Source organism: Burkholderia sp. Ac-20353 (assembly GCF_017104785.1).
In the GTDB taxonomy this organism is placed as follows: Bacteria; Pseudomonadota; Gammaproteobacteria; order Burkholderiales; family Burkholderiaceae; genus Burkholderia.
Genome location: NZ_JAAGPL010000032.1, coordinates 24,377 through 46,668, shown reverse-complemented (window position 1 = coordinate 46,668; position 22,292 = coordinate 24,377). Strand labels below are relative to the sequence as shown.

The following is a 22,292-nucleotide window of genomic DNA, read 5'->3' as shown; positions in this document are numbered from 1 at the left end:
CGTTACGCTCCGGCGTGACGTTCGAACGTCACATGGTGTCTTCATTGTGCGAGCAGCCGACCGAAGACGGCATGGGGCAACCCCCTCTTATTACGATCTGATTTCTACCCGATGCGCGCGCAACGTGGCTGCTCAGGGGACGATCCAGTCCCCGTCAGCAGAGACTTTCATGCGATCCGGCCCGGCGAACCGCACGATATAACCGCCCTTCGATGCGAAGGTTTGTCCGGTCGCGAGCGTCAGGCGCGGATAGTAGCCGGTCAGGATGCGGCGTTCGAGCATGTCCTGGATGCGCTCGACGAGGTACTCGCGCACGAACGCGTCGACCAGATGGCTGAGCGTCTCGGCAAGCAGGCCGCACGCGAGATACGTGTCCGCCTGCACCTGCGGCGCGACCATCGGGATCTGCCGGATCGTGAACCAGCCGAACGCATAGTCGACGCGCACGCGCCGTCCTTCGGGCAAGTCGAACGGGTACGCGAGCCGCGTCACGCCGCGCCAGCTCGTCGGCAACGGCGTGTTGTCGAGCCCGCCGAGGAGCCCGGACATGAAGACCGTGTCCGACACGGGCCGCACATGGTCGAGCGCCGCGATGTCAGGCGGCCGCAGCCATAGCACCAGCACGTCGTCGCGCGATATCCGATGCAACGCGTGCGCGACGCTGTCGCCGCGGGCGAGCACGTGGTTCGACACCGCGATGCCGCGACCTTTCAGCGCCGCAGCCAGCGCCTGTGCGCCTCGCTCGCCGTTGTCGCCCGCGCGATAGACCTGCCAGACCTTCGTCACCGTTTTCTGCGCCGGCCTTGCATCGGCTTCGTCGAGAATGCGCTTCGCGATCAGGTCGGCCTCGAGCAGCACGCCCCTCGAGAAGTACACGGAATAGAAGTCGTGATCCGTCCCGACCGGCACTTCGACGTTCGGGAACAGGCAAGGTACGGCCTCCTGTTCGCAGAAGTCGTGGACGGGCGCCCAGTTCCGGCCGCCCAGTCCCGACACGACGGCCAGCACGGGCTGCCGCGCGAGAAACTGTCTCAACTGCTCATGCCACGTGTCGGGCGGGCCCTTGAGCTCCCACACGTGCAGTTCCCAGCGACGATTGACCATGAACATCATCTTTCGCGTCGAGCGCAGCGCCGGCGTCGTGCCGAACGGAAACGTATTCTTTTCCGCGAAGTAATGCTGGAGGACGTCGAGCATGCCCGCCCGCTTCACCGGATCCGCATCGGGCGTGATGATCGTCGCGAAATGCAGCACCGTGTCCGTCACGCCCGACGGCTTGTGCTGGTCGAGGCGTTGCAGATAGCCGGTCAGCGCCGCCATGTCGGCATCGCTGAGTGCGTAGTGCGGCATCAGGTTGCCGAGCGGCCTGCCTTCCGAATCGATTCCTTCGCGTATCGCTCTCGCGAGCAATTCTTGCGTGTACGGCTCGCGATCGGTGCGCATGCCCGGAACATACGGAATGTCGAGATCCTCCGCGGTTTGCGCACGCGGATGAACCAGGTAGCGCCACGTGATCGGCGGGATCGTGTTGTTGCCTTCCTTCGAGCCCAGACCGCTGCGCCGGTGACAATTGATGCACGCGGCGGCGGCGCCGTGCAGGCGCACGCCGTCTGCGTGCACCGCTTCGAGCGGCTCGCCCGAGCCGAGGATGCCGCGCTGGAAAATGGCTTCCCCCGCATCCAGCGGCGCGATGCTCGCCGCTGCCTCGCCGCAGGCCGCCTCGCCCGCAGGCACGCTCAGCGCGGCCAGCAGCAGGCACCGCACGAGCATGCGCGACGCGAGCGGGCGCGCGCCCACGAGGGCGCGCAGTCGCATGCGGATGCCGTTCATGGCCGTGGCGTCGGGTGGCCGGTGGCCGGCTGCGCCGGCGCCGCGTTGGCATCGATCGAAACCGGGCGGCGCTGCCCCGGCGATGCGGGCCGGGCGAAGATCATGTCGTCGAGCTGCGGGTTCAGCGTCACCTTGTCGATGAACAGCGTGTCCTTGTTCGGCGACGCCGCCGTACCGCTTTCGATTTTCAGCGGTATCTGTAACCCGTCGATACGCTTGTAGTTGCTGTAGGTCATCTCGACCGTGACCAGGCCGCGCGGGCTGCGTACCTGGCGGTCGGCCTTCACGTCCAGGAACGTCTGACCGTCGATCCACAGATGGCGAATCGCGCCGGAAGGCAGCTTCACCGCAAGGCGGTACGCACTGTGCCCGTCCAGCTGATCGACGCCGTCCAGCGTCACGCCGACGCCCTTCGCGTCATGGTCGATCAGCAGCCCGTCGATCACCTGCTCGTCGCGCGCGGACGTCAGTTCGTCCACGGTATACGGCCGCACGTTTGCGCCGCCCCCGCTGCGCGCGCCCAGCTTCCAGCCTTCGTGGCCGTCGAACACGCGCACGGCCTTCTGGTTGTACACGGTGATCTCGAAGCGCGTCTTGTTCGGGCGTTTCATCGCGAGGATGAATGGCATGTCCCGCACCGGCGAGTTCGCGCTGTCCACATGGCCCGACCAGACCATCGTCTGGATCTTGCGCCACGCGTCGAGCCCGCCTCTCGCCGCGATGTTCTTCTCGACGACCTGGTCCGCACTCAGACCCTGCCCCTGTATCTGCTCGCACGCGCACAGGGCCGCCATCACGCAGGCGGCGGCCACCCACGATCCGATTCGTCTCATGGCGATCACCTCGTCCGGACATCGGACGCGTGGTTCGTCGCCTTGGCAAACGTGAGCGGCGGCTTGCCGAACAGCGTGTCGTCGGCCGTCTCGTTCATCGTGACGTGTTCGATCGTGATCTTGCGCGTCTGCTTGACGCCGCTGACGACAGTCTCGAGCGTATGCGGCACGACAACACCGTTTTCCTTCTTGTAATCGCGATAGAAGATGGCAACGCTGTGCGTCTTGCCGTCGAGCACGCGCGGCTCGCCTTCGATCTTCAGTTCGAGAAAGCTCGCCGCGTCGACCCACAGGCGCCGCTCCGCGCCTTCCTTCGTCGTCAGCTTCAGCACGTATGCGCGGTGACCTTCCACCTGCTCGGTGCCGAGCGCCTGGATCGTCGTGCCCTTGTTCGCGTAGTCGATCAGCGGGCCGTCGAGCTCGGCGGATGCGGCGGCGGACTTGAGCTGCGCCGGCGTATACGGCACGACCTCGTTACGTCCGAGGAACGGTCTGACGGTCCAGCCTTGCGCGCCGTCGAACACCTGCAGCGCCGTCTGCTGCTCGAACTGGATTTCGAGCCGGCTCTTGTGCGGACGCTTCAACGTCAGCGTGAACGGCAGCTTGACGTTCTTTTTGCCGCCCGCATCGAGCTCGCCCGTCATCTTCATCGACGACACTGCTCGCCACGCCTGCAGCCCTCCGCGGGCCGCGACATTGCGTTCGACGATCTGCGCCACGCTCAGATGCGATGCCGATGGCGCCTGGGCATTCCCCGCTGCCGATGCCGCGAAGGCGGCCTGGCTGCAAGCCAAAATGCCGGCGACGCACGCCGCCGGGATCGACTTGAAAAGAAACCGGTTCATGACTTGTCTCCTCGCAGGCAATCCGCCGGCCCCCGCCGTGCGGCCTGCTGCGCTTGGGTGTGATTACTCGACCACCAGACCGTCGATATGGAGCGAACCGACCAGCACGCTGACCCGGTCGCCGCGCTTGATCGGCCCTCCCTTGTTGGAAAACACCATCCAGTACTCCTGACCAGCCTCCAGCTGGCCCGACTGTCGCAGCGCACCGATCTGGTCCATCACCGGAACCACGAGCATCGCGTGGCTCGCTTCCCCGTACAGATAGGCGGTTGCCTTGGGGTCGGCGAGCTGCTGCGCCTTCTGCGGATCGGTCACCCGGTAGCTGAAGCGGATCAGGTTGCCCGACGCGGTGCTGCGCACGTGCAGGTCGCTGATGCCTTTCGCCAATTGGTAATACGCCTTCGCCTCTCGCGGCAGGCTCACGGGCGCGTACGGCGAGTGCACGCGAGCGGCCTGCGTGCCCTGCCCGGTCTGCCCGGCCGCGGCCGGCTCGGGCAGGACCGCGGCGAGGCAGGCGCCGCCCGCGAGCAGCAGCGCCGTTGCGGTGCGGACCGGCGGGCGATTCATGGCAGATTTCCCAATACGTTGTTGAGCGTGGCCGGCAATGGCGCGGGGGCCGGCACGTTAATGACCGGCAACGCCGCTGGCGCCGGAAGCCGCGCGTTGTTGAGCGGTGCTGCCACTGGCGCGAGGATCTGCGGGAGAAGGCCGGCCAGGCCGGACGGCTGACTCCCCAACGCGAGCGGATCGATCGGGTTGCTGCCGAGCAAGGCGCCGAGCGCCCCGGACCGCACGAACTCGACCGCGCCGATGTCGTAACCGCTGTCTTGTCCCTGTTGCCCCTGTTGGACTTGCAAGGCCTGCAAGCCTTGTGGACGTGGCGTGCCGAAGATGTCGTGATTCGGCGCGCCGGCTCCCGTGGCTGCGCCGATCGCCGGCGACGTGCTCTGGATCGAGTAGTTGCCCATCATCACGTTATAGCCAGGCTTGCCCGCCACGAGCGCCTCGTTGAACAGCGACAACGGTCCGTACGACATGTTGATCCACTGGTTGCCTTCATCGGGCGTCGCGGTCGGCATCAACCCGAACAACGGGTTCGGCAGCACCGCGTCGGCAATCCCGGGCGGCACGGCAAAGCCGTTTCCATTGAGTTCCGGCGGCACGCGCGAGCCGTTGCAGTACTGGCCGATCGTCTGCGGGTCCTTCGCCATGTTGGTCCCACCGTAACCTGCCGTGCTGGTCATGATCGAGTGCTGCGGGTTCATCGTCAGCCCCGAACTGTGGTTGGCGGGTCCCGTATCGCCGTACGCACCGATGTCCCAGTAGGCGGGCGGAGTCGTGCCACCCGTCACGCAGAAGCCGGTCGACGTTCCCTTCTGGTTCAGCACCGGATTCAACGTGACCGCGTTCTGCACGCCCGGGATGGTCGGGTCGGGCGTCGCGCTCACCGAGATATAGAACGAGCGGTTTTGCCAGAACAGGTCGTTGGTCAGCACCGGGTTCGAGAACTTCAGGCAGGTCAGGTCGTGCGGCACCGGACACCCGACGGTCCCGTTGAAGCCCACGGGCGGCGTGAGCGCGGCCACGAGGAGCTGCGAATTGGGTGCGGTTTCCAGCCCGGCCGGCTGCGGCGTCGACTTCTCGATGTAGCTCGTGCACGTCGTTTCCGCGCTGTTCGGGCTGGTCGTGCATCCCGGTGGCAGTACGTTCGATTGCGACGCAGCCGGCGTATTGAAGAGCACGCCCGCCGATGCCGTCGCATCATTCGCGATCACCGTGTTGTTGATGAAGTTCACGCGCAACGCATCCTGCAGCGATACACCGCCGCCCGACCAGCCTGCCACGTTGTCCGCGATGATGTTGTTGATCACGGTGACCTGATACCACTTCCTCGGGTGGTCGAGGTTGCGCTGCACATCCGTGCCGTTGACGTTCTGCAGCCGCAGGCCGCCGCCCTTCCCGCTTTCAGCGGTGTTGCCCATGATCAGGTTGCCATCGACCATGATATCCGGGCCGACGCCGTCGGAGAGTTGCGGCGCGCAATCGACGTCGACGGTGGAGTTCTCGCAGAACGTGCCGTCAGGCGGCACGCCTTCCACGATCATGCCGCCGCCATACGTCGGGAGCGTCGGGTTGTTGCTCTGGTTGAACAACACCACGTTGTGCGACAGGTCGCCCCTGTAGCTGAACCCGAAGTGCGCGACGCCGCCGCCGTCACCGCCGCTGACGTTACCGCATACCCAGTTGTAGTTGAAGTGGTAGTAGTCGGCACCCGAGCAGAAGGTCACGCCACCGGCAGACGCTGGCGTGGTCGAATTGATTTCGTCCCCATACGAAGCGTTCGACGTGACCGCGTTGTGATGCACGTTGACGTACTTGTTGTACAGGAACGGCTCCTGCGTCACGCCGTCCGGCCCGATGATCCCGTCCGGAACCTCCACCTGGCCGACCGTAATGCCTCCCGTCAGCGTGCCTGCATTGCCTGTCACCCGGTTGTTCGACACCTCCGTGTAATGGTTCCAGCCGTGCAGGAAGATCCCGCCGCCGCCTTGCGAGCTGTTGGTGAACGTGATCCCGTCAATGCGCGACGGATTGCAGATGAAGCTGCTGTAGTTCGGGTTGTTCTTGTCCGTCGTGCAATCGCTCTTCTTGAGCGGCTGGCAAATGCCGTTTGCCGTGCAGTCCGTGCTCGGCTGCACGCCCTTCGCCAGCACCGTGATGCCCGCGCCTTCGTATGCCCCCATCAGCGACGGCTCCATCAGCAACTCACCGAGGTTGCCGTTTTGCATGCTGTCCCAACCAATGGTCGGCTCGAACGGGATCGGATCCGCGTGGCCCAGCTTTTCCGGCCCGCACTGATAGGTGAGGGTTGGATCGTACGGGTTGTTTTTCGGCGTGACCGGCGTTCCCGCGACGTAGTTGGGGGCAGTAATCGGCCCGCCGTCCAGCGACGTGCCGAACAGGCACGCGATCAGCCTGCGCCACGGATCCAGCTTGCCCGACGGATGCGTGTTCGCGTTGACCGTCACCGACGGCGCGCCGACACCTTGCAGCCGGACCGGCTTCCACATCACCAGCATCTCGTTGTACGTCCCCGGACCGACGACGATCAGGTCGCCCGCGTTCGCGCTGTCGATCGCCTTCTGGATCGCGTCGTTCGTGCCGTTCTCGCCGTTGACGTGGGTCGGCGGGTTGCCACCGATCGTCACGGTGACCGTGTCGATCGACCGCTTGCCGTTGCCGGCCGTGATCACGAGCTCGCCGCATTGGGCCGCAAGCGTGGTCGCAGGCAAGCCCATCTGCGCGATCGTGCAGGTCGAGGGCGCCTCCATCGTCGGCGGGAGCGGGATGCTCAGGTCGGGCACATTAACGACGATCGTCTGGTCGCTCCACGATACGACGTGCGCGTTGACACCCGCGATCGTCACCGATCCCGTTCCCTGCTTATCGCCGAAGCCGTAGTGCCGCGTGACGAACTTCTGGTTGAACGGCGGCGTGGGCGTGCTCGGTCCCGAGTACGCGTTGTTCGGCACCTGCTGGTCGCCCAGCGCGTTGATCGTCAGCGTATTGCCGGGTGCGCTGACCCACGGGCCCACACCGTCGCCGTTCGCGCTCGAGATCGCGGGCGTCGCATCCGGATACGCGCAGTCGGGCTGGTTGTATCCGTCAGCGAAGGCCTGCACCGGCACCACCGGCGTGTCCATGTACTGCGTCTGTCCAGGCATGAACGGAATCTCGTAGCAGAACTGGCTGTACGCGGGGTTGTACAACGGATCGTTGATCGTCTTGCCTGGGTTCTTCGGATCGGGGATCGGGCCCGGGTCGTTCATGCACGCGACCATCATCGTCGGTGCATAGCCGGTCGGGTTCGGCGGGTTCACTTCCCAGGTCGAGAACGTCAGGCCGTTGTAGATGCCCCACTGGTCTGAATAGGTGCGAGCGACTTCGTTGCCGGAGAAGTCCTTGAACGAAACCGGCACGTTCGGCACCGCGAACTTCTCGCCGAACTGCGGCGAATACGGGTCGAACTCCGACGAGAAGTCGTCGAGCATGAAGCCCGTGTAGTGCGCGGCGACGTGCGTCGAGCTGAAGATCCAGAACTTCGCGAGCACCGATTCCTCGTTCGTGAGCACCACTTCCTTGCGATCGCACAGATGCCGCGATGCACCCGCGAACGGCGCGACTTCCTGCGATCCCGGGAACAGGCTGATGTAGTCCGGCACAATGCGCAGCTCGCCGACGCACGGCCAGAACCGCTCGACGCTGCCAGTGTCGCCCTCGGCATGCGGCGTCGAACCGAGGTTCGTCGTCATGTTCTGCGGGTTGTTGATGTTGTAGGTCGAGTTCACCGCAGCCTGGTCGGGGAGGATGTACACGTTGCCGATCCCGCCGAACTGCTGCGTCACCGGCGCGATGTAGTTGTCGCCGATCAGGATGTTCTTGTCCTCCTCCTTCACCAGTTCATAGCCCGGCGGCACGATGATCTCGACCACGTACTTGCCCGGAGGCAGCATCGGGGTATGGTCGACGGGATTCAGGTTCGTCGTGCAAATCTTGCAGTTCGTCCCCGTTGCCGTTGGCTTGCCGCTTGAATCCGTCGCCGTCACGCTCGGGAACTTGTACGCACCGTCATACGGCGCCGGCTGGATCTGGTTGAACACGTGCATGCCGTCATAGCACTTGTACTGCGCGCTTGAAGGCAACTGACGATGCTGCGGATCGAGCCAGTTGGTGGTTTTCTGCAGCGTGAAGATGAACGGGTCGCTCGGATCCTGTCCCGGGCAGTTCATGTTCGGCGTCACGTTGTCGGCGCGGAAGCCCTGTGCCCAGTCGTCCCAGCTCGACGTCTTGGTCGTGTCGACGAGCGTCAGGTTCGTGGTGCCGTCCATCGCCGAGCCTTCCTGGTACAGGTTCACCGTGACGCCCGGCACGTTGGGCGTCCACTTCGTATGGATGAGCAGCGTCGGATCGTCGAACGGCCGCGTCGATGCGTAGATCACCTCGCCGCGAATCCCGCCGTTCTCGGTCGGCGCAAACTGCCTCTTGCCGTACTCGATGAACGAGTTCTGGCCGGAGAAGCCCTGCCACGCCTCCGACGTCACCCACGGCGGATCGACCCGGCCGGTCGAACCGGTGCCAGTGTTGCTGCAGTCCGCGTCCGAGCAATACCGGGCACCCGGCACCCGCAGGTTCGCCGGCAGCGAGAAGCTCTCGGTCGTGTTCGCGAGGTTCGCGGCAATCTTCGACGTCCGGGCTCCCAGCGCCGTGGTGCTGTCGACCACGCCGCCCGCGTCATAGACCACGTGCGTGCCTGTCGTCGCGTAGCGCGTCATGTCGTCGTCGACCACGTACCAGTTGAACAGCGGAAACACTTCGTTGAACGGCGCGACGCCGTTGGCGTCGGTTGCATTGAAGCCCGAGTAGCTGCCGTCGCGGAACCGCAGGTTGACCGAAGCCAGTGCGATGGGCGCGTCTTTAGTTTCGTCCCAGATGCCGGTGAGGTTCTTGTCGATGAAGGTCCGTGTATAGAGGTTCGTCTGCCACTGCAGCACCGGAATCTCGCCAAGGTCGACCGTCGTGCTTCCGTTGGCGGCAGGAAGCTGCACCGCCTTCGCGAGCCCGTCGACGATCTGGTCGTTCCATTGATCGAAGATCGTGATGCGCGTCGTGCCGCTGGGCAGGTTGCTGATCGTAAACTTGCCCTTGTCGTCGCATTTCGTAAAGCCGTAATCCTCGCCGTCCGGGTCACCGACGCTCACGTAGCATTGAGAGAACGCCAGCGAATCGTGCGACCCGCTGCTGTACAGGTTTTCGTTCGGTGGACGGCTGTAGTGCAGGTTCGTGACGGTGCCCGTGATCGTGTTCGGGCACGGGCCCGTGTCGCACAGTCCTGTCTTCCCCGCATTGGTCCGCCGTGCGTTGATGATCTGCGGATTCGCGAAGCCGATCGACACGTGATAGCCCGCCGGCCCGAACTCCTGGAAGTACGCGGGCCCGCCGACCTTGATGAACGCGTCATGCGCCTTCTGTCCGTCGAGCGTGTTGGTCTGCAGCCATTCCTCTCCGCGGCCGATCCGGTCGGCCGCCGGCGTCGCGATCACGCCGTACCGGCCTGGCATCAGGTTCGCAATGACGGCCTGACCGACGAGCGGCGACAGCGTCTTGCCGTCCGACTCGTATTTCGGGCAGGTCGGGATCATGCCGACCAGGCCGCCGGCCGCCGCCGTGATCGGGCACGCGTTGAGCCCGGTGAGCGGGTCGATGGTGCCTTGCAGCGCATTCGACAGCGGCATGTTGAACATGTCGTAGGTCATCTGCCCGGTCGGGTCGCCCGTGCCGCCGGCGTCGTCCCAGAGCTTGATCTCGAACCCGCCGAGGCCCGGCTCGCGCGCCGTGCCGAAGCCGTCGGATCCACCGCTGACGTCCACTTCACCGTTGAGTGGCGCGTCGTCCTCGAACACGAACACCGAGAGCTTGGCGGTCTGATACGGCGTTTCCGTCAGCAGCACGTTGACTTGTCCTGCTTGCCCTGCTTGTCCGGCCGGCGCGGCCTGCGCGGCCGCGATCTGCGCGGGCGTGATCGGCGCGCCGCCCATGCTGTGCCCGCACTTGCCGCTGCCCGGCGCAAAATCCGCGCCGCCCGGGCCCGACGGACAGTCCTGCGCGATGCTGAACTGCCTCTTGCCGTTGTACGGAACGCCGCCGCCGTTCGTGAACGTGTTGCCGGCGTCGCCAGGCAGGATCGAGATGTAGTAGTGCTTGGTCGGATCGAGCGCGGCGTACATCGGATCGACCTGCGCCTGTTGTGTGGCGTTCGGGCCGGTGGTGCGGCACACGCCGTTGCCGACGTCGCAGACGGCTGCCATATGCGTCTTGGACGCCTGGTCATACACCATCTGGCCGGACTCGCACGCGACCGCGCCGACGCAGCCGGCGGCCACCACCGGCATGTAGCTCGTATGGAAGTTCGTGCCGAGACTTGGGACTGGCAGTGGCGGACAGTAAGACGGCCGCCCCGTCGACGAATTCACCTGGCAGGCCGGATCGATCTGCATCGTGCGGTCTTCCTCGATGATCCACCGATAGTCGGTGAGCTTGACCGGTATGGCACCCGGCGCCATGCTCGGCGCATCCATCACGTTGACCACGAGCCCGCTGCCGGGATTGAAGGTGACTGTTACTTTCCCCGTGGTCGTGCTTTGCACGTTTTGCGTATTGGTGACTTTGTACTGGAACGTTACCGTCTGCGTGGACGCACCGCTGCCGGTAAGCGGCTTCGTCGGCATTGCGGTAAACGAACCGTCCGGGTTCAGCGTCACGTTGCCGTTAGTGGCGCTCACGCCGTTGGTCGGAATGAGCTGCGCTGTGAGCGGCAACCCGGCCGGATCGCTCGCGCTGGCGAGCACGCCAGGCGCGCCAACCTGCAGTTGCAATGCGATGTTGCTCGTGAATTTGGCGTCGTTCGCCGTTGGCGTCGACATGCAACCATTGCTTTGGGTGCAGGCCTTCAGCAGCACCGTTCCCGTCACCGGCCCCGTCACCGGGTTCGCGCCGTTCGTCACCTGATAGGTGAATTGATCGTCGGTCGTGCCGTTGGAAAGATAGGTGAACGTGCCGTCAGTGTTCAGGTTGAAAGAATTTAGGGCTGCATGGGCAGGCGGGGTCGCGATCTTCACACCGTATACGCCGGAGTCGTTCGCGATCACCCCCTTGGCCGGGTCCGAGACCGTCAGGGTCACGTTTTGCACGAAGAAGTACTTTGCGGTCGTGGTAGACGGGGTTTCACCGATGCCTGCGGTTGCCGACGGCATCGCGTTGTTGACCGCGATGTAGCCTTGCATGCCGCCGTCACGCATATTGTTGGTCGACAGGCTCAGCTCGCGATCGTACACGGGCAGCGGCCCTGCGGCCGGCGCGTTCACGATCACGTCGCTAGTCTTGCCGGCGGCCATGAACACGGAATTCTGGATGCGCGGATTACCAGGCAGCAGGTTGCCGTCCTCGGCGATCAGCGAGAACCCGGGCACCGACGACGGGCTGCCCGTTTGCGCGCCGACCACGGCGGGAATGTGCATGCGCAGGCCGGCGTTCACGAGGCGCACGAGGATCTGCCCGGTCGTCGGCGACACGTTCACGCTCGGCGGAAAGGCCGACAAGTTCGGGCTCGTGCGGTCGAAAGCGACGCCGTTGATCAGGTAATAGCGCGGATCGTAGTTCACCGCCGGCGGATAGCAGGTACCGAACGACACGGACTTCGAATCGCCGCACCCGCCGGGCTGCCCCGACCACGCGGCCGTTTCGCTGAAGCCAGGTGTCGCGACGGCCGCGGCGACTGCCGCGTTCTGCACCGGATCGATTTCGCTCATGACGAGTGGCACGTCGGCGTCATAGCAGGTCGTCGTATTCGAGGTCGCCGGTTTCGGATAGGCCACCATCGTCGATTTGCAGGTCGTGGTGGCGACGCTCGGGCTCTTCACGACCAGCACGCCGTAAAGGCCCATCGGCCCCTGGATCGACGGGTGCGTGCCCGATTCGAGCAAATAGGTGCCGGGGTTGAGGTTCGCCCACGTGAGCGCCGTGTACGCCGTCGAACCGGTCGTCGGCGCCACCTCGGTCGCGAACGACTGGACACGCGGCCCTTGCGAGGGCGGCTTGAATGCCGCGGGCGGCGTCGAGTACGGCGTCGGGGCGGCCGTGGAGGACGAGACGATCGGCCAGGTCGTCGCGGTTTGCGTCGGATGCACCGGACTCGCTACGGACGTCGCATGGTCACCCAGCCCGCCACCGAGTTGCCCGACGATGACCAGCGACGTCGGCACCGGGGTCGGCAGGTTGTTCGTCAGGTTGATCTGCAACGGCCCGGCCGGCACGGTAATCACCACCGGCGACCAGTTCGCGCCGGCTTTCGGATTCGCCGATGTACAGGTGGCATTGTTTGCAGCCTGTGTGCAGGTGTAGCCCCACATCGGCACGGACTGTCCGTCCGGCAACAGCGCGGTGGAGGCTTTCGCCGTCAGATTGACGACCGGCGGCTGCGGGGCGGCCGTCTGCGCGAAACATGCCTCGCCGGCCGTCAGCAACATGGATGCCGCGACCCCCGCCTTGAACAGATCAAGGAGCGTCGCTGTGAGCTTGGTGGACCTCATCGCCTTTCTCCCCACCTTTAATTGGATTCGTCGATCGGAAATACCGGAGGATCGACGAGCATCATCATCATCATTCCGCCCGGGAAGATGTTGTTCGTCGTGATCTCGCGCTCGTTATGCGAGTGCCACATGAATGCGAAGCCTGCTTCCTGTGACGGCGAGTTCAGGACCGTGCTGCTGGGCGGCGACGTTCCGTTCGGCCCCGTCGCGCGCACGGTCGCGTCCGGTCCGAGATACGGACTGCCGCCATACCAGAACCCGTTCGTCAGTATGTTCGAGTCCGGCAGCGTGACCGGCCCGCCGCTGGCGACCTTGCCGAACGGCGCCTTCTCGAGCGCCTTGCCATGGTCCTGGCACCACTCGTAGTAGTTCAGCGCGTTGCGCGGGGCCCCCGAGGCGGTCGTGTAGTAGCCGTTCGCGTCCGGCACGCAGACGCTGGTATCGCCCGGGTAGCCGTGCCCGTAGACGTCCCAGTTCAGGCCCTTGCCGGTCCAGTAGAAGATCCCGTCCATCGTCAGGCCCGGCGTCGTGGTCGTCGTGAACAGCAGCGGGCCGGCCGGCATCGGCGGCTTCGTCGGGTTCTTCGGATCCACCGGGCTCAGCAGCAGGTTGCCGTCGCGCGCGAGCACGCGCACGTGATTGCCGTGCTCGTGGAACGGATGCTGCCAGCGGCCCGTGCCGATGATCCGCAGCAGCACCAGTTCGCCCGGATGCATGTGCGGGTTGCCGTTGTACGGCTGGTGCGGATACTGCGGCGCGTAGTTCGGATCCATGTCGTCCGGCATCGAACGGCCGTTTACCATGAAGTACGCCGGGTGATAAGGCTCGGTCTCGACGGTCATGCAGCCGGTCGGGCGGCTCAAGCCGTTCGGCTGCTTGCATGTGGGATTCGCCAGAACCTGTTGCTCAGCCTGCTGGTGGATCTTCGGATCCATTTCGGAGAACTGAAAGAGATACTCACGATCGTAACAGGCCGCGCTGTTATCGAACGCCGCCGGCGCATTGCGGAAATCGAGCTGATTGAAGGGTCGGCCCGAATCCGGGAACGCCATGCAGCCCGCCGTGTTGACCGACGTATTTGGCAATACGATGATCGCGCCGTACAGCCCCATCTCGATCTGCAAGTCGCCCTGCGTGCCGCTGTAGTACGTATGTGTACCTGGCGTCGTGGCCGTGAACGTGTAGGTGACCGTTGCGCCGTGCGCCACCTCCTGCGTCAGCATCCCGGGCACGCCGTTGGTGGCGGACACGACGAACCCCGGAAAGAGGATCGACGTGTTGCCGGCAGCCTCAGGCAGGTTATTGGTGAGCGTCACGGTGATGGTGTCGCCCTGCCTGACGATTAGCGTCGGACCGGGAATCTGCATCGTCGGACATTTCCCGGGCATCGTCGAAGGCGAATAGACGATCGGCGCCGGGTTGGTCGTCGCGCAGCCATAGCCCCACGAATAGACGCTGGAGCCATCGGGCTGCGTGATGCGCGCTTCCTCGGCAGTGAGGTTGAAAACCTTGCCGGTAATGCCCGGCGCTGCGGCTTGCGCGTGCAGCGACAGCAACGCGACAAGCGTTGCGACGCCGACGCGTGCGAGCCGTCCAAGGTGCGCGAGCGTCGCTGTCCACGCGCGGTGAGTGATGTGTCCCACGGCTTTTCTCCTCAGTGCAGGACTTCCCGGCCTGGCCCGCCCGATGACGCGGGCGGGCCATGGTCATCAATTGCAAAGCTTCAAGCTCGGATCCACCGAATTGCAGACGTGGACCTCGGTCATCAATCCGCCGAAATTTTCCTGATCGTTTGACAGATGATCGAGATTCGGCGTGTACAGATAGAACACCTGGCCTGCGTGGTATTTCGACTTGTCGCTGGCATCGAGAATCAGGTCGAGCGACTCGCCGCCACCGAGCGTGATCGAGTTCGTGTCGTAAGCCATGTTGTTGCCGGCCATGTCACGCAGCAGGCGGGCGTTGATCCCGATCACATGCATCGGGATGCCGAGCGACGCCAGCGTCTGGTATTCGGTGACGTCAAGATCCGAGATCCGCAACAGCGCCCTGCCACCGGCCGGAATGTTGATGACCGACGGCAACGGTTGCGAAAAATGCATCGCGGCATCCGATGAGGGCGTCTGCATCGGCCCTTCGGTCACCGTGTCCGGATAGCTGCGCCCGTTCAGCAGGAAGAACTTGTCCTTCATGTCGGTGAATGGCTCCGGATTGAACGTCATGCCGACGAAGTGGAAGTTCGGATCGAAACCGTGTATCTGGACCGGATATTCGACGTCGTACGCAGTCGAGCCGTCGCCGTCGTTGTACGCGTAAAGCGGCAGTTGCGGCGTCGGAGCGGTCGAAGCCACGGTGATGTTGGCGTTGGGTATGCGCGCGGCCGGGTTTTGCGGCGGCAGCGGCGTCGAGCACAGAATGTCGCCTTTTCCACAGGCGGTCCGCAAGTCTTGCTGCTGGGTGAGCAGCGACTGGTATAGCGACTGGTTCTGGGGCACGCGGTCCTGGCGTGGCCGCACGTAGATCTGGCCGACCATGCCCATCTGCAGGTGTTCCGGCGGCGTGATGTGGCAGTGCCAGAAATAGGTGCCCGCGTCCGGCGCCAAGTAGTAGTAAGTGAAGCTCGCACCGATGTTGATCGCGACCGACGCATCCGGCACGCCGTCATAGAACGACGACGCGTTCGGATAGCCGTGGAAGTGCACCGTGTGCTTTTCGAACAGGTCCGGACGCATGATCATCCCGACGTTCGTGAGCGTGAGGAAGAACTCGTCGTCTTCGTCGATCGCCATCAGCGGCGCCGGCTCGTTGCCGTTCATCACGCCGGTGTCCATGATCTGGCGCGGATCGACGTGACCGGTCAGCAGGGCATTGCCGGTCAGCCCGGCGGCGGCGGCATCCGGGTCGGGGGCAAGGCCGACCGCGCCGTTGTAGGTGCCCGATTTCGGATCGCCGACAGTGTTGAACACCGACGCGAGCTCCGTGCCGGGCAGGCCGGCCTGGATGTCCGCGAGCCCGGACAGCGGACCGAAAGCGAACAGATAGGTCTGCACGCCGTTGGCCATCGTCGCGTAACCGTCGCCGCCCGAGATCTGCTGGCATTTGATCGCGCCGTTCACGGTGCCGGTCTTGTTGGAGTTCGGTCCGGTGTAGGTCGGCTTGGTGTAGTCGGGCTCGCCTACGCCGGGCGCCAGCGCAGTCGGATGGGACGGCGTGGTGAACGGACACTGCACGCGAAACGACTGCGCGAACGACGGAACGGCACACATCAGACACAGCAGTGCCGCCACACTGCTGCAAACCATGCGGGTACTGAACATATGACCTCCATCCTTGGGGTCAACCAGCGATACGCGCTGAACGTCATGCTCTGCTGCGAACGCGGGCTGGTGACTTCTTCGCACTGACCCGTATCTGGATTCTGCAGATAGGCGCGACAGGCCGGGATGGGTCACCCCCCTACTTTTGAATAGGGGGGAGCCTAGCGAATGGGGAGGCGTTTTGCTCCGCGCGGCGGTTGGCGCGGTGCCGGCGGGCTGTCGCGGGTGTCGGGAGCGACGCGGGCTTTCGTCATACCAGCGCGAGTGAGCCGCTCGGCGGCTCGGGAAGCGGATGCACGTCTGGAAATTCCGCGTCCGCGCTAGACGTTCGGGTAAACGTTCGGCTTCGTCACGCGGTATCGAGACCAGACGCGTTTTCCGATCGCCGAGTTTGGTACAACAATCGTGCTGTATTGATAAGAATACTTATCTAAAGTGGGTGATTGAATCGCAAACTGATCCGTCCCGAAATCCCGCGGCCCTGTCACCACGGGAGCGGGCCGTCCGCGTTCGAGAAGGTTCCGGTCGGGCCGTCCGCGCCTAGCAGGGCCAGGCGGACCGGCTCGCGTGCCGCATCCTCAACGGTTCCAGCTCCGGGTGCGTGGTTGCTCAAATCGGTCGCCGTGAAGCCCGGGCAAGCGGCGTTGACTTTGATGTTGGTGCCCTCGAGTTCGATGGCGAACGCTTGCGTCACCGCGTTGAGCGCGGTTTTCGATGCCTGGTAGACGCCGACATACCCGCGCGAGTAATCCGCCGGATTGTCCTTCAGTGCGAGGGAGCCGCCCGCGCTCGAGATATTGACGATGCGCCCGGCGGGCGCTTTGAGCAGAAGCGGCAGCATCGCCTGCGTCACGGCGACCACCCCAAACACGTTCGTCTCGAACACCACTCGCATATCGTCGACGGAGGCGCGGCTCACCTTGTCGCCGTCCCGCATTGCTTCAATGGACGTGCCGGCCTTGATCGGCCGCGAGATCCCGGCGTTGTTGACCAGTACGTCGAGACGCCCGAGCGTCGCTTCGATCTGTGCGGCCGCTGCGGCAATCGATGCGTGATCCGTCACATCGAGCTGGATGGTCAGGGCCTCAGCTCCGACGCCTTTTGCTGCTACCACGCCCAGGTCCAGCTTGCGTGCGCCAACGAGTACCGTGAAGCCTTTCGAGGCCAGTTCCTTGGCAATCTGAAGGCCAATGCCTTTGTTTGCACCGGTGACGAGTGCGACGGGTGTGCTGTGCATGTCTGCTCCGTGAAAAATGTTGGGTCGGAGCAGTCCCCGTCCGCTAGAATTCCAAACGGAACGTCGCTCCGGTTACGGAATATACGGAACATTGTTCCGCTTATCAAGGGGAAATGAATTGAGCAGCAAGACGAGCCCGATCGCGGAGGAAAGCGCACCGCGCGCCGTGCGGGCAGATGCGCAACGGAATATAGACACACTCCTTCGAACGGCCCTCGAGGTGTTCGAGACGTCAGGCGTGGACGCGCCGGTACGCGAGATTGCCCAACGGGCCGGCGTTGGGATTGGCACGATTTATCGCCACTTTCCGAAACGTTCGGATCTTGTTGTCGCTGCGTTGTGCAGCGAAGTCGATATTTGTGCGGACGCCGGCGTTGAGCTCGCTGGAACGCTCGACGCTGGCAAGGCGCTCACGGAATGGATTGATCACTACGTCGAATTCGTGACGAAGAGGCGAGGTCTCGCGGCTGTTCTGAATTCGGGCGACCCCGCTTTCAAGGCCGTGCCGCTGTATTTCCTGCAGCGACTGCGCCCCGTCGTTCAGCATCTCCTCGATGTGGCGATCGCTGCGGGGGAAATTCGCGCAGGTATCCAGCCGGACGAGCTCTTGTGCGCGGTGGGCGCGCTCTGCGGCCCGCTCGAATGTCCCGAGCCGCCCGACGCCAGGCGGTTAGTGGCGCTGTTTATCGACGGATTGCGTTATGGTGCGGGCGCCCGCGTCTCGAAATGAGTGTCGAGTGAAGCCGGACGAAGCGTCGGAACATTACGAAAACGCCGATATCGCCAGCCAGGCGACCCCACCCGAGCGGGTGCCGCAGTGCCGCGCCCCGGCTCCGGACTGGCAGATGTTTAGCGCCGGACGCACGAAACCAGCGTTTTGCATCTCGAGTGTTCATTCGAGTCACTGGCGCCTGCGTGACTACGCGCTCATTATTGACGGATCAGGAATTCCTCATTCCGCGCGCCCCTCTTCCTGCGCTGCGGAACGTTTCCTACAGTTGCCCAAGTCGCTCAAGTTGGCAAACGCCCGGAACGACAGCGCGCCAGCGCCGCCGTCCGGATCGCCTTTCCCTCTGAAACGGATCTGCCCATGAACCCACAGCCTCTCTATTTCGACGATCTCGCGCTCGGCGACACCTTCGTCACCGGCGCACACGAAGTGAGCACATCGGACATCAAGCGCTTCGCGGCGGAATTCGACCCGCAGCCGTTCCACCTCGACGAAGATGCCGCGCGCGACACGATGTTCCGCGGGCTCGCCGCGAGCGGCTGGCATACCGCGGCCATCACGATGCGGCTGCTGGTCGCCAGTGGACCGAAGCTGGCCAACGGGATGCTCGGCACCGGCGTCGAGATCGCGTGGAAGCTGCCGACGCGCGCCGGCGACGTGCTGCACGTCGAAAGCGAAGTGGCTGAACTGACCCCTTCCCGCTCGCGACCGAACTACGGGACGCTGGCGCTGCGCTGCAAGACGATCAACCAGCATGGCGAAGTCGTGCAGGAGCTGACCGCCAGGATGATCGTCGAGCGCCGCCCCGCGTGATGCTGATCGCCCGACCCCATTCAGCGCGATGATGGCGTTCAGCGGGCGCTAGCGCGCAGACCTCGGCATTGCGGTCTAATAGTGTGTCCCCTGTCGGGAATGGAGGCACGCATCATGGACCGCATCGATGCGATGAACGCATTCGTCCGCGTCGTGGAGGCCGGGACGTTCACGAAAGCGGCCGACACCCTCGACTTGCCGAAGGCAACGGTGACCCGGCTCGTGCAGAGACTGGAGGACGACCTCAAGGTCCGGTTGCTGCATCGCACCACCCGCGCGCTGACGGTCACGCCGGAGGGCGCGCTCTACTACGAGCGCGTCGTGCGCCTGCTCGCCGACCTCACGGACATCGAAGCGTCGACTGCGCACGCACGCGCGAAGCCGTCCGGCAGGATTCGCGTCGATACGGCGGCCGCGATCGGCACGCTCGTGCTCGTGCCGGCGCTCGCGGATTTTTACGCGGCCTATCCCGACGTCGAGATCGAGCTCGACATCGGGAACCGGCGCACGGACCTGGTCGCCGACGGCATCGACTGCGCGATCCGGGCCGGCGGCGTCGACGAGCAGTTCCTCGTCGCGCGGCAGATCGGCAGCTTCGGCTTTACGACGTGCGCGACCCCCGTGTATCTCGAGTGGCACGGCAGGCCTGCGTCGCCGGACCAGCTGTACGATCTGCCGACCGTCGGCATGAATGCGTCGCGCGGCAGCCGCGCGCGGCCGTTCCGGTTCTCGCGCGATGGCACGAACAGCGAACTGTTGCTGAATCACAAGCTTGTCGTCAACGACACGAATGCGTACCTGGCCGCGGGACTCGCGGGCCTCGGGATCATCCAGGCGCCGACGTACGCGGTGCGCGACGCGATCGCGGCCGGCGCGCTCGTGCCGCTGCTCGAAGACTGGGTGCCGCAGGCCGGCCCGATCAACGTCATCTATCCGCCAAACCGCTATCTCAGCGCGAAAGTGCGCGTGTTTATCGACTGGGTCGTCGCGCTGTTCGAGCGCGACGAACACCTGAAGCGCTAACGGCGTTCAGCCGCCCTTCTGCTGCGCAGCCGCGAATTCCACGTTGACAGTATGCATATGCATAGGTAACTATCCGTCACATGCAGTCCACCGGTCAGCGCACCCGTCAACGCAAGCGAGGAACGCATCATGAGTACACGCGAAATTGTCATCTGCCACCCCGTCCGCACGCCAATCGGCACGTTCAACGGCTCTCTGAAGGACACGCCTGCGACCGAGCTCGGTTCGATCGCCGTGCGCGAAACCCTGCGGCGCAGCGGCCTCGACGGCGCGGCTGTCGATACGGTCGTGATGGGCAACGTGATCCAGGCCGGCAACAAGATGAACCCCGCGCGGCAGGCCTCGATCGGCGCGGGCGTGCCCGTGCAGGTTCCCGCGCTGACGGTCAATCGGGTCTGCGGATCCGGCGCGCAGGCGATCGCGACTGCCGCGCAGGAGATCATGCTGGGCTTCGCGCAGGCGGCAGTCGCCGGCGGCATGGAGAGCATGGAACGTGCGCCGTACCTGCTCGACGGCGCGCGCTGGGGCTACCGGATGGGCGAAGCGCCGATCCATGACAGCATGCTGCGCGACGGTCTCGTCGATGCGTTCTCCGACAAGCATTCGGGGTGGCATACCGAGGATCTCGCAAGCCAGCTCGAGATCTCGCGCGACCGTCAGGACCGCTGGGCGCTGCGCTCCCAGCAGCGCTTCTCTGCCGCGCTCGCGGACGGCAAGTTCGATGCCGAACTCGTGCCGGTCGACATCCAGCAGCGCAAGGCGCGCATTGCGTTCGCCCGGGACGAGACGCCCCGCCCCGATACGACGCTCGACACCCTCGCGAAACTGAAGCCCGCGTTCCGCCCGGACGGCACGATTACCGCGGGCAACGCGCCGGGTCTCAACAGCGGCGCATCGGCGATGCTGGTTGCGGATCGCGCGTTCGCCGATACGCACGGGATCGTGCCGAGCGCCCGGCTCGTGTCGTTCGGCGTCGCCGCGGTCGAACCCGGCATGTTCGGTCTCGGTCCCGTGCCGGCCGTGAAGATCGCGCTCGAGCGGGCCGGCTGGGCGCTGCGCGATGTCGGGCGTTTCGAGATCAACGAAGCGTTTGCGGTTGTGCCGATTGCCGTCGCCGGTCAGCTCGGCATCGACGAGGAGATCGTCAACGTCGAAGGCGGTGCGGTCGCGCACGGTCATCCGATCGGCGCGACGGGCGCGGTGCTCACGACCCGCCTGATCCATTCGATGAAGCGCGACGGCATCAAGCGCGGCGTCGTGACGCTTTGCATCGGCGGTGGCCAGGGCATCGCGCTCGCGATCGAAGTGCTGTGACGCGGATCAGCCTGCGGGATGGGCCGGAAGATGGGCCGGGAATGCGGCAGCGCCCGCTATGCATGGCGCTTCTCATGCTCCAGGAGCCACTGCTTGCGCGCCAGCCCGCCACCATAACCGGTTAGTGCGCCGTCCTTCCCGATCACCCGATGACAGGGTATGACAATTGCCACCCGATTGGCGCCATTGGCGCCGGCCACGGCGCGGACCGACTGGGGTTTGCCAAGTTTGTCCGCCTGCTCGCCATAACTGGCTGTGCTGCCATAGGGAACGGCCTGCAACGCCTGCCATACCGATTGCTGGAATTGGCTGCCGGGCGTGTCCAGCGTCAGATCGAACTGCTTGCGCGAGCCGGCGAAGTACTCGCCGATTTCGCGCTCGGCCTGGCGCGTGTGCACGTTTTCTCCCGTCAGGATGCGCGCCCGCAGAAGTCGCTGAAGATCCTTGAATTCGGTCTCCAGCATCCGCCGATCGACGAACTCGAGCAAACATACGCCATGCCCGGTGGCGCATACGAACATCGGCCCCAGGAGCGTCGTAAAACGGTGGATGAGGATGATATTTGCGGCTTCGGTCGGTGCGCGCCCCGTCAGTTTCCTGCAGGTGTAGCCGAAGCCGCTGAGCGAGTCGTAGCCGCTGTCGAGCGCGACGTCGATGGTGCGACGACCTGCCTTCAGTTCCTCCAGTGCCGTGTTGATCCGTAGAGACCGCTGGAACGCGTGGAAACTCATCCCGTAGTGCCGTTGGAACCACCGGCGGATTTTCTCCGGGCTGAGACCGCGCTGCCTGAGGAGATAGTCGCTCAGGCGCTCCTTCGGATGGGCGCGCACCCAGTCAATGGCTTCGGCCACTTCCGGCGGCGCCGCATGAGCGTTCTCGGTCGGCTTGCACACTTTGCAGGGCCGGTAGCCAGCATTGAGCGTTTCCCTGAGGTCCGTGTAGAACACAACGTTTTCGCGCTTGGGTTTGCGCGCCCGGCAGGTCGCAATGCAGAACACGCCCGTGGTTTTCACCCCGACGTAGAAGATGCCGACATGATCCTCCGCGCGCTCGACCAGCGCGCGGTAGTAGGCGTCGATTTGTCGGGTGTCAGTGACCAGCATGGTGTGTTCCTCGGTTGGACATGCTGAAAGTATGGGTTTCCAGTCGATCACGCCACAACCGAAAACCAGACAACCATTTTTCTCGACCAGCTGCGCTACTT

Annotated in this window: 13 protein-coding genes; 4 read left to right on the top strand and 9 right to left on the bottom strand. The window is 64.6% G+C overall.

Annotation, left to right across the window (positions count from 1 at the left end):
- Window positions 1-132 precede the first annotated feature (132 nt).
- The 8 genes from G3N94_RS13100 to G3N94_RS13065 all read right to left on the bottom strand — a co-directional run bounded on the left by G3N94_RS13100 (window position 133) and on the right by G3N94_RS13065 (window position 17,208).
- Complete coding sequence (locus G3N94_RS13100; RefSeq protein ID WP_205792810.1) at window positions 133-1,830, bottom strand: c-type cytochrome; 1,698 nt, start codon at window positions 1,828-1,830, stop codon at window positions 133-135.
- Entirely contained in the window at window positions 1,827-2,663 is an 837-nt protein-coding gene (locus G3N94_RS13095; protein ID WP_205792809.1) for a hypothetical protein, read from the bottom strand. The genes G3N94_RS13100 and G3N94_RS13095 overlap by 4 nt, the downstream gene beginning before the upstream one ends.
- 5 nt (window positions 2,664-2,668) lie before the next feature.
- Entirely contained in the window at window positions 2,669-3,508 is an 840-nt protein-coding gene (locus tag G3N94_RS13090; protein WP_205792808.1) for an outer membrane lipoprotein-sorting protein, read from the bottom strand.
- Window positions 3,509-3,571: 63 nt separating this feature from the next.
- The gene (locus G3N94_RS13085; protein WP_205792807.1) at window positions 3,572-4,075 is read right to left on the bottom strand and encodes a hypothetical protein; all 504 of its coding nucleotides are present in this window, start codon (window positions 4,073-4,075) and stop codon (window positions 3,572-3,574) included.
- Window positions 4,072-12,654 carry an Ig-like domain-containing protein gene (locus G3N94_RS13080; RefSeq protein ID WP_205792806.1) on the bottom strand — a complete coding sequence of 2,861 codons (8,583 nt, stop codon included), beginning with the start codon at window positions 12,652-12,654 and terminating at the stop codon, window positions 4,072-4,074. Before G3N94_RS13080 ends, G3N94_RS13085 begins: the two co-directional genes overlap by 4 nt.
- A 17-nt stretch (window positions 12,655-12,671) precedes the next feature.
- Complete coding sequence (locus G3N94_RS13075; RefSeq protein WP_205792805.1) at window positions 12,672-14,297, bottom strand: multicopper oxidase family protein; 1,626 nt, start codon at window positions 14,295-14,297, stop codon at window positions 12,672-12,674.
- Window positions 14,298-14,363: 66 nt separating this feature from the next.
- The gene (locus G3N94_RS13070) at window positions 14,364-15,971 is read right to left on the bottom strand and encodes a multicopper oxidase family protein (RefSeq protein ID WP_205792804.1); all 1,608 of its coding nucleotides are present in this window, start codon (window positions 15,969-15,971) and stop codon (window positions 14,364-14,366) included.
- Between the two features lie 484 nt (window positions 15,972-16,455).
- Window positions 16,456-17,208, bottom strand: a complete 753-nt coding sequence (locus G3N94_RS13065) for an SDR family NAD(P)-dependent oxidoreductase (RefSeq protein ID WP_205792803.1) — start codon at window positions 17,206-17,208, stop codon at window positions 16,456-16,458.
- 118 nt (window positions 17,209-17,326) lie between these two features.
- Here G3N94_RS13065 and G3N94_RS13060 point away from each other — a divergent pair, with 118 nt between their 5' ends.
- The 4 genes from G3N94_RS13060 (at window position 17,327) to G3N94_RS13045 (ending at window position 21,088) form a co-directional block, all read left to right on the top strand.
- The gene (locus G3N94_RS13060) at window positions 17,327-17,938 is read left to right on the top strand and encodes a TetR/AcrR family transcriptional regulator (protein WP_205792802.1); all 612 of its coding nucleotides are present in this window, start codon (window positions 17,327-17,329) and stop codon (window positions 17,936-17,938) included.
- 360 nt (window positions 17,939-18,298) lie between these two features.
- On the top strand, window positions 18,299-18,751 hold the full coding sequence (locus G3N94_RS13055) for a MaoC family dehydratase (RefSeq protein WP_205792801.1): 453 nt from the start codon (window positions 18,299-18,301) through the stop codon (window positions 18,749-18,751).
- Window positions 18,752-18,865: 114 nt separating this feature from the next.
- Window positions 18,866-19,774 (top strand): LysR family transcriptional regulator, encoded by a 909-nt coding sequence (locus G3N94_RS13050; RefSeq protein WP_205792800.1) that lies wholly within the window; start codon window positions 18,866-18,868, stop codon window positions 19,772-19,774.
- A 129-nt stretch (window positions 19,775-19,903) separates the two neighbouring features.
- Window positions 19,904-21,088 carry a thiolase family protein gene (locus G3N94_RS13045; protein ID WP_205792799.1) on the top strand — a complete coding sequence of 395 codons (1,185 nt, stop codon included), beginning with the start codon at window positions 19,904-19,906 and terminating at the stop codon, window positions 21,086-21,088.
- Between the two features lie 56 nt (window positions 21,089-21,144).
- Here G3N94_RS13045 and G3N94_RS13040 read toward each other — a convergent pair whose 3' ends face one another.
- Window positions 21,145-22,191, bottom strand: coding sequence for a methylated-DNA--[protein]-cysteine S-methyltransferase (locus tag G3N94_RS13040; RefSeq protein WP_205792798.1), 1,047 nt, complete (start codon window positions 22,189-22,191; stop codon window positions 21,145-21,147).
- Window positions 22,192-22,292: the final 101 nt, after the last annotated feature.